The 13,553-nt window shown below is 66.7% G+C and carries 13 protein-coding genes; 1 reads left to right on the forward strand and 12 read right to left on the reverse strand.

Annotated features, from left to right (window positions below):
* Positions 1 to 38: 38 nt before the first annotated feature.
* From DTO57_RS03490 to lepA, 12 genes are all read right to left on the reverse strand, one after another.
* Positions 39 to 386 (reverse strand): HIT domain-containing protein, encoded by a 348-nt coding sequence (locus DTO57_RS03490; RefSeq protein WP_114116804.1) that lies wholly within the window; start codon positions 384 to 386, stop codon positions 39 to 41.
* 50 nt (positions 387 to 436) lie between these two features.
* Entirely contained in the window at positions 437 to 2,224 is a 1,788-nt protein-coding gene (locus DTO57_RS03495; RefSeq protein WP_114116805.1) for a DUF2075 domain-containing protein, read from the reverse strand.
* Positions 2,211 to 2,531 (reverse strand): nucleotide pyrophosphohydrolase, encoded by a 321-nt coding sequence (locus tag DTO57_RS03500; protein WP_114117270.1) that lies wholly within the window; start codon positions 2,529 to 2,531, stop codon positions 2,211 to 2,213. Before DTO57_RS03500 ends, DTO57_RS03495 begins: the two co-directional genes overlap by 14 nt.
* Positions 2,532 to 2,564: 33 nt before the next feature.
* A complete protein-coding gene (locus DTO57_RS03505) occupies positions 2,565 to 3,593 on the reverse strand; it encodes a methionine synthase (protein WP_114117271.1) in 1,029 nt (342 codons plus the stop codon).
* The gene (locus DTO57_RS03510) at positions 3,590 to 4,519 is read right to left on the reverse strand and encodes a putative oxygenase MesX (protein WP_114116806.1); all 930 of its coding nucleotides are present in this window, start codon (positions 4,517 to 4,519) and stop codon (positions 3,590 to 3,592) included. Before DTO57_RS03510 ends, DTO57_RS03505 begins: the two co-directional genes overlap by 4 nt.
* 70 nt (positions 4,520 to 4,589) lie before the next feature.
* Positions 4,590 to 5,534, reverse strand: coding sequence for a LysR family transcriptional regulator (locus DTO57_RS03515; RefSeq protein ID WP_114116807.1), 945 nt, complete (start codon positions 5,532 to 5,534; stop codon positions 4,590 to 4,592).
* 6 nt (positions 5,535 to 5,540) lie between these two features.
* The gene (locus DTO57_RS03520) at positions 5,541 to 6,260 is read right to left on the reverse strand and encodes a 16S rRNA (uracil(1498)-N(3))-methyltransferase (RefSeq protein WP_114116808.1); all 720 of its coding nucleotides are present in this window, start codon (positions 6,258 to 6,260) and stop codon (positions 5,541 to 5,543) included.
* A gap of 2 nt (positions 6,261 to 6,262) precedes the next feature.
* Complete coding sequence (dnaJ, locus tag DTO57_RS03525; RefSeq protein WP_114116809.1) at positions 6,263 to 7,378, reverse strand: molecular chaperone DnaJ; 1,116 nt, start codon at positions 7,376 to 7,378, stop codon at positions 6,263 to 6,265.
* Between the two features lie 46 nt (positions 7,379 to 7,424).
* A complete protein-coding gene (gene hrcA / locus DTO57_RS03530) occupies positions 7,425 to 8,450 on the reverse strand; it encodes a heat-inducible transcriptional repressor HrcA (RefSeq protein WP_114116810.1) in 1,026 nt (341 codons plus the stop codon).
* A 71-nt stretch (positions 8,451 to 8,521) separates the two neighbouring features.
* On the reverse strand, positions 8,522 to 9,739 hold the full coding sequence (gene hemW, locus DTO57_RS03535; protein ID WP_114116811.1) for a radical SAM family heme chaperone HemW: 1,218 nt from the start codon (positions 9,737 to 9,739) through the stop codon (positions 8,522 to 8,524).
* Entirely contained in the window at positions 9,739 to 10,380 is a 642-nt protein-coding gene (locus DTO57_RS03540) for a DUF1990 domain-containing protein (protein WP_114116812.1), read from the reverse strand. The genes hemW and DTO57_RS03540 overlap by 1 nt, the downstream gene beginning before the upstream one ends.
* Before the next feature lie 24 nt (positions 10,381 to 10,404).
* Positions 10,405 to 12,255 (reverse strand): translation elongation factor 4, encoded by a 1,851-nt coding sequence (gene lepA / locus DTO57_RS03545; protein WP_114116813.1) that lies wholly within the window; start codon positions 12,253 to 12,255, stop codon positions 10,405 to 10,407.
* Between the two features lie 314 nt (positions 12,256 to 12,569).
* Here lepA and DTO57_RS03550 point away from each other — a divergent pair, with 314 nt between their 5' ends.
* Positions 12,570 to 13,553, forward strand: coding sequence for an ABC transporter permease (locus tag DTO57_RS03550; protein ID WP_114116814.1), 984 nt, complete (start codon positions 12,570 to 12,572; stop codon positions 13,551 to 13,553).

Genomic DNA, 13,553 nt, shown 5'->3' on the forward strand with positions numbered 1-13,553 from the left:
TGTCGACGGTGATGTGGGTGGTGGTCGGTTCGGCTTCGTCAGCCAACGAGAGCCCTCTCTTCAAGGTCGCCTGCGAGAACGTGCGCGTGCACATGGAACACGGTCTGCCCCGCGCCCGCCCCCGTGTTGAAAATAAGTCGGAACTCGCCGTCGGCCTTCCCGGCCGCCACACTCTTCGCGACGTCGATGACCTCGGCGAGGAGCGACGGGTCGCCCGCCGCGAGCTCGGTGACGTTCTTGTACTGCTCGGTCTTGGGGATCACGAGCACGTGCAGGGGCGCCTGCGGCGCGATGTCGGTGATCGCGAAGACACGCTCTGTCTCGGCAACGATGTCACCGGGAATCTCGCCGTTCAGAATACGGGTGAAGACGGTGGGCTCACTCATGGGCTCAAGTCTAGTCGCGGGGCGGGGCCCCGGAGGGGCGAGGATTGCCGCTACGCCATCGGCGGAATGACCCGCCGTAGGTGCTCGCGGAGCGCGCCGTCGCACACGTACACGAAGGTGCCGCGGATCCCTCGCGTCAGCAGCACCGCGTAGACGTTCTTCACGTAGCGCTCAATGTCGTCGTCGGTGTAGACGATCCCCCGCTTGGGGTTGTTCTCGACGCCCTTCTTGTCGAAGTAGTTCGAGCGGTCGAACCGGATCCGCTGGGCCGCGGTATCGAAGTACAGGTCGGGCCCAATCACGACGCCGGCGTAGTTCAGGTCGTAGCCCTGGAGGGTGTGGATGGATCCGAACTCCTCGAGCGCGTTGGGCGAGCTGATCCAGTCCTTCGGCGCCGAGTTCCACCGCCACCGGCGCCCGTCGATCTCGATGTCGTACGGGCGATTTGCAAGCGGGACGCCCGAGAGCGCCTTCTTCTTCGGATCCGACTTCCACTCCCACGCGTAGCCGGTGGCCAGGCGCGACAGGCCGTGCTTTCGGTCGCGCTTGCGGATCGCCGCTTCCATCGCCCGGATGTCGTCGAAGAGCCCAAACTCGTAGTCGCCGAGGTCTGGCGTCGCGGTCTCGCGCCCCGCCAGCACGTTGCGAATAAACCCGACGTAGTCGGATCCGGCGGCGACGCGCATCTGCGTCGCGAGCGGGAAGTAGTGGTGGCTCGCCTTGGCCTCGCCGACCACCTCGCCGACGACCTCCGGCGGAAGGTCGGCCGGGCGCACGCTCTGTTCCGGATCCAGCAGCAGGATCGAGAACCTACTCTGCTCGCGGATCCAGTCGAGCTGCGTGCGGTCGGTCGAATCGCTCGTAAAGAGCCGCCGGTTGATCTCGGCGAACTTCGCGTTGAGCGAGCCCGAGGGCTGGTTCGCGCGCTGGTTCAGGCGGTGGGCCTCGTCGACGACGAGCACGTCGAACTTCTCAGCCGACTGCCCCACGTCGAAAGCCGTCAACACCATCGACTTCGACAGGCCGGGCGTGCGGTCGAAGACGCGCCCGATCGATTCGCGCAGCGACTGCTGGGGCACGACGAAGCCGACGCGCAGCGGGCGGGGCGACGAGGAATCGCCGCCCGCGAGGTACTTCAGCAGCTCGGGGTAGCCGCGGGCGAAGTAGTCCGAGATGGGGCTCGCCTGCTCCGAATCCCCGATCCCGCGCGACAGCTCGATGTCTTTCAGCGTCTTGACGAGCGAGATGCCGACGATCGTCTTGCCGGTTCCCGGATGGCCCGCAATCACCATCGACGCCCCGCGACCAGACTCGATGTCGTCGAAGAGGGTGTCGAGCACGTCGAGGATCGCGCGCTCCTGATCGGCCACGAGCGACTTGAACGGCGAGAGTTTGAAGAACTCGCTGTTCTCGATCTGCTCGAGCGTCTGCGTGAACATTCCGCGATTGCGGAACTCCGCGAAGACCTCGCGGAACCGCTCCTGAAACACGTCGCGGCCGGGGTAGGCCTCGTTGCGGTGACCGTCGTTCGCGTTCAACACGTTGTACGTGCCGTCGGCGTAGAACCACTGGATCAATAGCGCCTCGAGGTCGTAGCAGGCCGATCGGTGGAAGCTCTCATCGAGCAGCACGCTCGCAACGGTCAGGTGCTGCTTCCTCGGATCCTTGCGGTGCTGGAGCATGCGGAGCAGCGCGTTGCCGGTCTCGCCGACGTACACGTCGCTCTCGTTGTTGAGCGCATAGACGACGGGCCAGTTGCTGAGCGGCCCCGGCGGATCCTCGCGTTTACGAATCGAGGCCTTATCGAACGCGATCTGTTCGATCTCAAAGTTCGTCATACTTGGCGCTCCGGCCGCGGGCCTTGTCGGCCGGATACTTCTCGCGCGTGATCGCGAGCTTCTCCAGGATGATGGCCTCCGGATCCACCCCAAGGCGGTCGGCGAGCTGGTAGCAGTAGGTCAGCACGTCGGCGAGCTCGAGGCGCACCCGGTCCTCGTCGAACTCGGGCGACCACTGGAACTCCTCGAGCAGCTCGCCGGCCTCGATCGCGATCGACTTCGCGAGGTTCTCCGGAGAGTGGAACTGCGCCCAGTCGCGCTCCGCGACAAACGCGCGCAGGGTGGGCATCACCGCGTCACTGCTCATGCCGTTCAGCATATCGAGTGCGCGGCGAGGCCCTTACGCGACCTCGCCGCGCACGATCTCGGCGCCCGCGACCAGCGCGCGCATCTTCGCCGCCGCGACGCCGCGCGACAGCGGAGCCATGCCGCAATTGGTGCTCGGGATCAGCTTGTCGGCGTCGACGTGAGCAAGCGCGCCGCGCAACGTCGAGGCGACCTCCTCTGGCGTCTCAATCCGGTCGGTCGCGACGTCGATCGCGCCCACCATCAGCCTCTTGCCGCGCAGCAATCCGAGCAGCTCGACGGGCACGTTCGAGTTGTGGCGCTCGAGCGAGACGATGTCGAGCGACGACGCCTGCAGTAGCGGGAAGGTCTGCTCGTACTGGCGCCATTCGGATCCGAGCGTCAGCTTCCAATCGTTGTTGGCCTTGATGCCGTAGCCGTAGCAAATGTGCACGGCGGTCTGCGCCTTCAAGCCCTCGGTGGCGCGCTCAAGCGCCGCGACGCCCCAGTCGCGCACGTCGTCGAAGAACACGTTGAACGCCGGCTCGTCGAACTGGATGATGTCGACGCCCGCGGCCTCGAGCGCGAGGGCCTCCTGGTTCAGGATCCCCGCGAACTCCCACGCCAACTTCTCGCGGCTGCCGTAGTGCGCGTCATAGAGGGTGTCGATCATCGTCATCGGGCCGGGGAGCGCCCACTTGATCGGGCGATCGGTCACGGCGCGCAGGTGCGCGGCGTCGTCCGCGAACACGGATCCGTCGAGGCTCACCGCGCCCGCGACCGTCGGCACGCTCGCGTCGTAGCGGTTGCGGATCCGGACCGTCTCGCGGCGCTCGAAATCGACGCCGTTCAGGTACTCGATGAACGTGGTGACGAAGTGCTGGCGGGTCTGCTCACCGTCGCTGATGATGTCGAGGCCCGCGCGGCGCTGCTCTTCGGCCGCGAGCGTCAGCGCGTCGAGCGTGCCCTCGCGCAGCTCATCGCCCTCGAGGCGCCACGGCGACCAGAGCTTCTCGGGCTCCGACAGCCACGAGGGCTTCGGCAGGCTCCCGACCGTCGAGGTGGGAAGAAGGGGCAGGGTCATCGGTTCGTCCATTCCTCGAGGATCGCGCCGTACGGCTTCATCAGGTGTTCCTCGGTGTAGGCGCCCTGCTCCTTGCCCAGGCGGGCGCGCTCGTCACGGTCGTAGTCGACCTTTGGCACCGAGAAGTCGGAGTGCTCGAGGCTCGGGCGGTAGACCGCCGGCGCCGCCGAGTTGGCGTTGTAGATCTCGGGGCGGTAGATCTTCTGGAACGTCTCCATCGTCGCGATCGTGCCGGCGAGCTGCAGGGGCGTGTAGTCGTTCAGCAGGTCGCCACGGTGGTAGAACGCCAGCGGCGCGACGGATCCGGGCGGCATGAAGTACCGCACGGAGAGCCCCATCTTGCCGAAGTAGACGTCGGTCAGCGAGCCCTCCGGCTGCGCGTACTCGACGCCGAGCACGGGATGCTCGTTCGTCGTGCGCTCGTAGGTGCGCGACGTCGACACGCTGATACAGATCACCGGATCCTGTTCGAAGCGCGAGCGGTACGCGTCCGACTCGAGGAAGCGTTCGAAGACGCGGCCGTGCAACACGCCGAAGTCGTCGGGCAGGCCGTTCGGCAGCTTCACGCTGAAGTCGTAGTCGCGGATGTACGACGAGAAGTTGTTGCCCACGATGCCCGGCGTCACCGCGCCCGTGACGCGATCGCGGATCGACACGTTCAGCACCTCGATGATCGGGAACGCCTCCGGCAGCTGCAGGTCGACCGACACGATGTCGAGGTCGAGGGCGTAGCGATCGCCGCCGCGGTTATCCCAGCGCACCAGGTCGTTGAACCGGTTGTCGATCATCGTGATCGCGTTGCGCAGGTTCTGCTGGCGGTTCTCACCGCGCGCAAGGTTCGCGAAGTTGGTCGTGGTGCGCGTGTCGGCGGACGGGGTATAGTCCTCGTCGAAACGCGTCGTGTGGAGAGTGAATGTCGGGTGCATCGGTCTCAGTTTAGGAAGATCCGTCGCTATAGCCCCATACGCGCACTCGAGGTGTCGCCATAGAAGGAAACTATGAGATGAGCGGCATGCCGTACCCCGCGATGACGCCACGCATCTCGTCGACGAGGCGCCGCGCCTGAGCCGTGAGCGACGCAGATTGGTGATGGATCCACCCGATCTCAATGCGCTCGTCGACGTCGAGCGGCACCGACACGATCGACGGATCCATCTCTCCCGAGATGAGACCCGTCGAAATCGTGTACCCACCGAGACCGATCATGAGGTTGAAGATCGTCGCACGATCGCTCACCCTGATGTCTTGCTTGACGGTGCGGGTCGAGAGGATCTCTTCCGCGAAGTAGAAGGAGTTGTTCGCGCCCTGGTCGAAGGTGAGGCGCGGCAGGTCTTCGAGATCGTCGAGCGTCACGCGTTCGCGCCCCGCGAGCGGATTCGTCCGCGCGATAAAGATGTGAGGCTCCGCGAGGAACAGCGGCGTGAACACGAGCCCGGATTCGCGGAGCAGCTTGTCGATGACCTTGCTATTGAAATCATTGCGATAGAGCACACCGAGCTCGCTGCGCATCGTACGCACGTCTTCGATGATCTCCCACGTGCGCGTCTCGCGCAGGCTGAACGCATACTCGTCGGCGTCGGTCGCGCGCACCATGCGCACGAAGGCGTCGACGACGAACGAGTAGTGCTGCGTCGACACCGCGAGCAGCCGCCGCGCCGGCGCGCCACCGAGGTACTTCTGCTCGAGCAACTCGGCCTGCTCGATCACCTGGCGGGCGTAACCGAGAAACTCGACGCCCTCCTCGGTGAGGCTCACTCCCCGGGTCGAGCGCACGAGCAGCGACCTGCCGGTGCGGGCCTCGAGCTCCTTGAGCGCCGCCGAGAGTGTCGGCTGCGAGATATACAACAGGTCGGCCGCCGCACTGATGGATCCTTCGGCCGCTACTTCTATGAAGTAGCGCAGTTGTTGCAGCGTCACGCCGCGCGCGCCCTCACGAGCCATCGTGGCCTACCAGCGCCCGATCGCCTGGTTGAGCAGGGCGAGCGCCGCCGGACCCGCGGTCGAGGTGCGCAGCACGCTCTGACCGAGGCGCGCGCGCACGGCGCCGGCCTCGTCGAACGCCGAAAGCTCCTCGGGGGCGATGCCGCCCTCGGGCCCAACGACGAGAATCACGTCGCGCTCCCCCGTCCAGTCAAGGTCGGCGACGCGGTTCTCGGTCCACGGATCCAGCACGACGATGTGGGCGTCGGCAGCGAGGGCGACGAGGTCGCGCGTTGACGCGACGGGTTCAACGGAAGGGATCCATGCACGGTGTGCCTGCTTGGCGGCCTCGCGCACGATCGTCTGCCACCGTGCCTGGCCCTTCACGGCCTTCGGTCCCGACCAGCGCGACACGCTGCGCGTCGCCTGCCATGGGATGATGCCGTCGATGTCGAGCTCGGTCGCCGCCTGCACCGCGAGCTCGTCGCGGTCGCCCTTCGCGAGCGCCTGTGCGAGCAGGATCCGCCGCGCGGGCGCCGCGACGAGAGTGCGTGAGGTGACCGAGATCGCGACCCGCTTCGGCTCGACCGACGCGACGGATCCCTCGAGCCACGCGCCGCGGCCGTCGGTCACCGTCACGTCCTCGCCCTCGCGCACGCGGCGCACGGCCGAGGCGTGGTGCGCTTCCGACCCCGTGAGCTCGATCGTGTCGCCCAAGGCATCGTCGACGACGAAGTGGAGCGCCACGATCAGCGGCCGAACTTGTCGCGAAACTTCGAGAAGAAACCCTGCTGGTGCTCGGCGAGGCGGGGCTCCGGCGCCTTGGTGCGCTGGGCCAGTTCCTCGACGAGTTTGCGGGTCTTGTGATCAACCTTCGTCGGCGTCACGACCTGCACGGCAACCCGCAGATCGCCGCGCTTCTTGGTACGCAGACCGGTGATGCCGCGGCCATCGATCTTCAGCACGTCGCCCGACTGCACGCCGGCGCGCACCTCGAGATCGACGGCGCCGTCAAGACCGTCGATCGACGTCGTGGTTCCGAGGATCGCGTCGGTCATCGACACCTCGAGGGTCGCGAGCAGGTCGTCGCCTTCCCGGCTGAACACCGCATGGTTGTCGACGTGGATCTCGACATACAGGTCGCCGTTCGGGCCGCCGGCGGGACCGACCTCACCGGATCCGGCGAGCTGCAGGCGCAGGCCCGTTTCGACGCCCGCAGGGATGTCGAGGCCGACGGTGCGGCGCGAACGGACGCGCCCTTGCCCGCTGCACGTCGCGCAGGGGTGCTCGATGCGCGTGCCATAGCCCTGGCACGAACCGCAGGGCTGCTGCGTAACGACGTTACCGAGGAGGCTACGCACCTGGCGCTGCACGTGACCGGATCCACCGCACACGTCGCAGCGGACCGGCTCGGTGCCGGGCTGGCAGCACGAGCCGTTGCAGGTCTCGCAGAGCACGGCGGTGTCGATCTCGACGTCGCGGTGGGTGCCGAAGACGACGTCGCCGAGCGTCAGCGAGAGGCGAACGAGGGCGTCCTCGCCGCGCTCGCGACGCGAGCGCGGGCGTCCGCCACGGGATCCGCCGCCACCCGCGCCGAAGAACGCCTCGAAGACGTCGCCGAAACCACCGAAGCCACCGCCGCCGAAGCCGCCCATCGCGTCGTCGCCGCCCATGTCGTAGCGGCGGCGCTGCTCGGGATCACTCAACACGTCGTAGGCGTGGGTGACGTTCTTGAACTCTTCCGCCGCCTCTGGCGACGGGTTCACATCGGGATGCAGCTTGCGCGCAAGCTTGCGGTAGGCCTTCTTGATCTCGTCGTCCGATGCCTCACGCGAGACTCCGAGGACGTCGTAGTGGTCTGCCACTTCTCACCTTTCCGCGGGATCATCCGCGATGAGTGTGATGCCGCTTTTAGCGGCGCTCGTCTTCTTCTAGCACCCGCGTCAGGTACCGGGCGACGGCGCGAGCCGCCGCGAGGTTCTGCGGGTAGTCCATGCGGGTCGGGCCCATGAGGCCCACCCGGGCGCGGCCGACGGTCGCGTCGTAGGTACTGGTCACGATCGAGGCCTCGCCCAGCCCGAACGCGGCGTTCTCGCGGCCGATGCTCGTCGCGAGCCCCTCGTCGTCGTCGGCCATCTCGCTCATAAGCTTGAGCAGGGTGACCTGTTCCTCGATGGCCTCGAGCAGCGGGTGAATACTCCCGCGGAAGTCGCCCGCGCGCTGCGCGAGAGTCGCGGATCCAGCCATCACCAGGCGGTTCTGGCGGAATTCCTCCAGATCGTCGGCGATGGCCGCCGCGATCGCGGCGAATGCCGGATCCGGGTGCCCCGAGGATCCGCGAGCCGCCCGTACGCGCTCGGCCGCGATGCGCACGGGACTTCCGACGACGAGAGGCTGAACCATCGCGAGCGCGATGTCGAGGTCGCTCGACGCCGCCTCGGGAGGCAGGATCGCGATGCTCTGCGACACCCGGCCGGTGTCGGTGACCATGATCACGAGCGCGCGCCGCACATCGAGGCGCACAAGCTGCACGTGTGTCACGGTCGCGCGCGAGAACGACGGGTACTGCACGAGGGCGACCTGCCCCGTGAGCTGCGTCAGCAGCCGCACGGTGCGGCTCAACAGGTCGTCGAGGTCGGCGGGATCGCGCAGGAACGTCTCGATCGCCGAGCGCTGCGCCGGCGACAGCGGGCGCACGTCGGCGAGGTGATCGACGAAGGCGCGATACCCCTTGTCGGTCGGCACGCGACCGGACGAGGTGTGCGTCTGCGCGATCAGGTCTTCCTCTTCGAGAACCGCCATGTCGTTGCGGATCGTCGCCGCCGAGACGCCGAACGCGTGGCGCTCGACGATGGTGCGGGATCCGACCGGCTCGTGCGTGTCGACGAAGTCGGTGACGATGGCTTGAAGAACGCGCAGGCGCCGATCGCTGACCATGTCATCTCCCCTCGGATTGGCACTCTCGTATGTCGAGTGCCAATCTTACTCGCTCGGTGCCGGAAAGATGTTCAGACAGTCAGCGCGCGTACGACGGCATCGGCGAGGAGGCGTCCGCGCAGCGTCAGCACAATCCGGCCGCGGATCGCGGCGGATCCGTCGACGAGGCCGTCGGCGACGAGGCCCGCGACCGCGGTGCGTGCGGCGCCGCTCGGGAGTTCCGAGATCGCCATGCCCTCGCGGATCCGCGTCTCGAGCAGCACGCGCTCGAGCGCGCGCGCCTCCGCATCGGGCGTCTCGCGGCCGGCCGCGGGCGACTCGCCGAGCGAGAGGCGCTGCGCGTAGGCCGCGGGGTGCTTCACGTTCCACCAGCGCAGGCCGCCGACGTGGCTGTGGGCGCCGGGGCCGTAGCCCCACCAGTCGAAGCCGCGCCAGTACGAGAGGTTGTGGCGCGAGCGGTGCTCGTCGCCGCCGCGCGACCAGTTCGACACCTCGTACCAGTAGTATCCGCCGGCGGCGAGGAGCGAGTCGGCCAGCTCGTACATGTCGGCCTGCAGGTCGTCATCGGGCGCCGGAACGTCGCCGCGCGAGATCTGGCGGGCGAGCTTCGTGCCCTCCTCGATGATGAGGGCGTATGCCGAGATGTGGTTGGGCTCGAGCGCGAGGGCCGACTCGAGCGAGCTCCGCCAATCGGCGAGGCTCTCCCCCGGCGCCCCATAGATCAGGTCGACGCTGACGTCGAGGCCCGCGCGCTTCGCCGCCGCGACGGCGAGCGTAACGTTCTCGGGGCTGTGGCTGCGGTCGAGCGCCGCGAGCACGTGCGGCACCGACGACTGCATGCCGATCGACAGGCGGTTGACGCCGGCCGCCGCGAGCTCCTCCACGACCGCGTCGGTGACGGTGTCGGGGTTCGCCTCGACCGTCACCTCGGCGCCGTCGGCGAGGCCGAAGGCGTCGCGGACGCCGGCGAGCATCCGCGCGAGGTCGCCGGCCGGGAGCAGGGTTGGCGTGCCGCCGCCGAAAAACACCGTCCGCGCGGGACGCAGCGGGCCGGCCTCGGCGAGCACGCGCTTCGAAAGCTCGACCTCCTGCAGCAGCGTGTCGGCGTACTGATCCTGCCGAGCGCCGCGCAGCTCGGGCGCCGTGTAGGTGTTGAAGTCGCAATAGCCGCAGCGCACGCGGCAGAACGGTACGTGCAGGTACACGCCGAAATCGGTCGCCGGATCGGCGACCACGCCAAGGGATCCGTCGGCGGGTGCGGGGTCGCCGAGCGGAAGTGCGCCCGCCATCAGGCGAACAGCGGCGAGATCGCGCGGAGGTAGGCCGAGTTCACGCGCTTGCGGCGGCGCTTCACGAGGCCCTTGAACAGCTTGTACGAGAACGCGACGGGCACGTCGAACGCGCGCACCTCGAACCACACTTCGTCGTTGTCGCGCCACTCCACGGCGAGAAGAATCTCGCCGCTCACGAGCGTCGCGTCAACGGTGCCGATCGCGAATGCCGTGCGGCGCGGCTCTTCGGAGACGAAGATCACGCGGTAGTCGGCGTTCGCGCGGTGACCGCGCTTGGAGTTCGCGAGGTGCGCCGTGGCGCCCGGCGTCACATAGGGCAGGCCCGCGTCGGAGACGCGCGGTTCCTGATCCCGGCTCGCTGGTGCCTTCGGCGTGCCGTCGGCCGCGAAGCTCACGCCCGTGTAGGCCGCGTCGCGCGGCGGGCGCACATCCGTGATCTCGAGGCCCGCACCACTGATGACCTGCCACGACAACAGGTCTTCGCTCGCCTTGCGGAAGCGCTCTTCGCCACTGCCGATCCGCCACGAATCGACAGCTGGTATGGATCCCTCCGGCGGATATTGCAGCAGGTCGGATGCCTGTGAGGCACCCACCGCCGCATAGTCGACCGTCTGATCACGGAAGGTCGCCCTGCGCATGCTGTTCACCCTAACTGGCGTCGGTTATTTCTTGCCTGAAGACTCGACGTCACCCGAGAGTGCGGCGATGAACGCATTCTGGGGAACCTCAACGCGGCCCACCATCTTCATGCGCTTCTTGCCTTCCTTCTGCTTCTCGAGCAGCTTGCGCTTACGGCTGATGTCACCGCCGTAGCACTTCGCCAGAACGTCCTTGCGGATCGCGCGGATCGTCTCGCGGGCGATGACGCGCGCGCCGATCGCGGCCTGGATCGGCACCTCGAACTGCTGGCGCGGGATCAGCTTGCGCAGACGCTCGGCCATCATCGTGCCGTACGAATAGGCGGCGTCGCGGTGCACGATCGCGCTGAACGCGTCGACACGCTCGCCCTGCAGCAGGATGTCGACCTTCACGAGGTCGGCCTCCTGCGTGCCCGAGGGCTCGTAGTCGAGGCTCGCGTAGCCCTGCGTGCGGCTCTTCAGGTGGTCGAAGAAGTCGAACACGATCTCGCCGAGCGGCATCGTGTACTTGAGCTCGACGCGCTCCTCGGAGAGGTAGTCCATGCCGAGGAGGGATCCGCGGCGCGACTGGCACAGCTCCATGACGGTGCCGACGTAATCCTTCGGAACGAGGATCGAGGTCTGCACGACCGGCTCCGACACCGCGTCGATCTTGCCCTCGGGGTACTCGCTCGGGTTCGTCACGACGATCGTCTCGCCGTTCTCGCTCTTGACCTCGTAGATCACGCTGGGCGCGGTCGTGATGAGGTCGAGGTCGAACTCGCGCTGCAGGCGCTCGGTGATGATCTCGAGGTGGAGCAGGCCGAGGAAGCCACAGCGGAAGCCGAAGCCGAGGGCCACCGAGGTCTCGGGCTCGTACACGAGGGCGGCGTCGGACAGCTTGAGCTTGTCGAGCGCGTCGCGCAGGAGCGGGTAGTCGCTCGCGTCGATCGGGTACAGGCCCGAGAAGACCATGGGCTTCGGCTCGACGTAACCATCGAGCGAGACCGTCGCGGGCTTCGCCGCGTCGGTGACCGTGTCGCCGACCTTCGACTGGCGCACGTCCTTCACGCCGGTGATGAGGTAGCCCACCTCGCCGACGCCCAGGCCCTTCGAGGGCGCGGGCTCGGGGCTCGATACGCCGATCTCGAGAAGCTCGTGCGTCGCCTTGGTCGACATCATCTGCACCTTCTGGCGCGGAGTGAGCTTGCCATCGACCATGCGTACGTAGGTGACGACGCCGCGGTAGGCGTCGTAGACCGAGTCGAAGATCATCGCGCGGGCGGGCGCGTCGGCGTCGCCCTTCGGCGCGGGAATCTGCTGAACGATGAGGTCGAGCAGCTCCTCGACGCCCATGCCCGTCTTGCCGGAGACGCGCAGCACGTCTGCGGGGTCGCCGCCGATCAGGTCGGCGAGCTCCTTCGCGAAGCGCTCCGGATCCGCCGCCGGCAGGTCGATCTTGTTCAGCACGGGAATGATCGTGAGGTCGTTCTCGAGCGCGAGGTAGAGGTTCGCGAGCGTCTGCGCCTCAATACCCTGCGCCGCGTCGACAAGAAGGATCGCACCCTCGCACGCCGCGAGCGAGCGCGAGACCTCGTAGCTGAAGTCGACGTGACCCGGGGTGTCGATCATGTTGAGCGCGAACGTCTCGCCGTCGACCTGCCACGGGATGCGCACCGCCTGGCTCTTCACCGTGATGCCACGCTCGCGCTCGATGTCCATGCGGTCGAGGTACTGAGCCCTCATCTCGCGATCGGGCACGACACCGGTCAGCTGCAGCATGCGATCGGCAAGGGTCGACTTGCCGTGATCGATGTGAGCGATGATGCAGAAGTTTCGAATTCGCTCGGGCGGCGTTGCGGCGGGCGCGAGCGGCTGGGAGGCACGTGGCGACATATCTAGGTCAGTCTACGTGGCGGACCCCCAAAAGTCCGTGTGACCACGCCCATCGCGCCGCTTTGTCGATTGCTCACAAGTCTTCATCACCTGTGTGACATCTTCCAGAAACTTATGGAAACTAGAGTTGCACTCGCGCCGCTGAACTGATCAAACTGCTCAGTAACAGACGCAAATCTCAACAGATACGTGCAAACACATAAAGATTCATAACGCTTTTACGCTGAACGGCCAGCCGATCGGCGGAAGCGTGAGGTAGCGGGCTAGAGTCTCCCCTCAGCACCGTTGCTCACCCACGAAAGTCATTAGACACCTTGTTCTCATACCTGACGCGCCGCCTCATTAACTGGCTGGTCATTATCGTCGTGGCGACCAACATCACGTACTTCCTCGCGTGGAACTTTCTTGATCCTCGCAGCAACTACGTGGGTCGGCGCCCACCTCTCACCCCGGAACAGGTCGACGACCTGCTCCGCCCTCGCAACCTGAGCACAGAGGTGCCCTTGCTTGAGCGATGGTGGACGTGGCTTACGAACATCGTGTTGCACTGGAACTGGGGCCTGACCCCCGAGGGCGACTCGGTCAATCGACAGATCGCGTTCCGCATGTGGACCTCGGCCGAGTTCGTGACGGGCGCCACCTTGATCGGCCTCGTGGCCGGCGTCTCTCTCGGCGTGTACACCGCGAATCGTCAGTACAAGCTCGCGGACCGCATCGGGCACTTCACCTCGACGATCACCATGAACATTCCGCCGATCGTCGCAGCCCTCGGCTTTGTCCTGCTCGCAATCATGCTGAACGAAGCCACCGGAATCACGATCTTCTACGTGACGGGCCCTTCGGGCATCGGCATCGACAATTGGTTCATGGCGGTCCTTGACACCCTCCACCGTCTGGTGTTGCCGACGCTTGCGATGTCGCTCGTCGGCTATGCCTCGACGCACTTCCTGCAGCGCGCACTCCTCCTTGACAACATCGGAGCCGACTACGTGCGCACTGCCCGAGCGAAGGGTCTGACGAAGCAGCGCGCGATCCGCAAGCATGCTCTGCGCACGTCTCTCATCCCTATCGCGACCCAGGTCGCGTTCACGATCCCGACGGTGTTCCTCGGTGCCTTCCTTTCCGAGGTGATCTTCGCCTGGCACGGCCTGGGCGAGTACACCGTCTCGGCATTGGGTAAGAACGATATTCATGGCACCGTTGCCGTTGCTGCCTTCGGTGCCCTCATGACGGCGATCGGTGCGCTGCTCGCTGACATAGCCGTCGTGGCCCTTGATCCTCGAGTGCGGGTGAGCTGA

It is taken from the genome of Microbacterium sorbitolivorans, from assembly GCF_003327285.1.
GTDB lineage: Bacteria > Actinomycetota > Actinomycetes > Actinomycetales > Microbacteriaceae > Microbacterium > Microbacterium sorbitolivorans.

Coding starts and splice junctions, on each gene's coding strand:
- DTO57_RS03490 (WP_114116804.1), bottom strand. CDS start 386: ATGAGTGAGCCCACCGTCTTCACCCGTATTCTGAACGGCGAGATTCCC.
- DTO57_RS03495 (WP_114116805.1), bottom strand. CDS start 2,224: ATGACGAACTTTGAGATCGAACAGATCGCGTTCGATAAGGCCTCGATT.
- DTO57_RS03500 (WP_114117270.1), bottom strand. CDS start 2,531: ATGAGCAGTGACGCGGTGATGCCCACCCTGCGCGCGTTTGTCGCGGAG.
- DTO57_RS03505 (WP_114117271.1), bottom strand. CDS start 3,593: ATGACCCTGCCCCTTCTTCCCACCTCGACGGTCGGGAGCCTGCCGAAG.
- DTO57_RS03510 (WP_114116806.1), bottom strand. CDS start 4,519: ATGCACCCGACATTCACTCTCCACACGACGCGTTTCGACGAGGACTAT.
- DTO57_RS03515 (WP_114116807.1), bottom strand. CDS start 5,534: ATGGCTCGTGAGGGCGCGCGCGGCGTGACGCTGCAACAACTGCGCTAC.
- hrcA (WP_114116810.1), bottom strand. CDS start 8,450: ATGGTCAGCGATCGGCGCCTGCGCGTTCTTCAAGCCATCGTCACCGAC.
- hemW (WP_114116811.1), bottom strand. CDS start 9,739: ATGGCGGGCGCACTTCCGCTCGGCGACCCCGCACCCGCCGACGGATCC.
- DTO57_RS03540 (WP_114116812.1), bottom strand. CDS start 10,380: ATGCGCAGGGCGACCTTCCGTGATCAGACGGTCGACTATGCGGCGGTG.
- lepA (WP_114116813.1), bottom strand. CDS start 12,255: ATGTCGCCACGTGCCTCCCAGCCGCTCGCGCCCGCCGCAACGCCGCCC.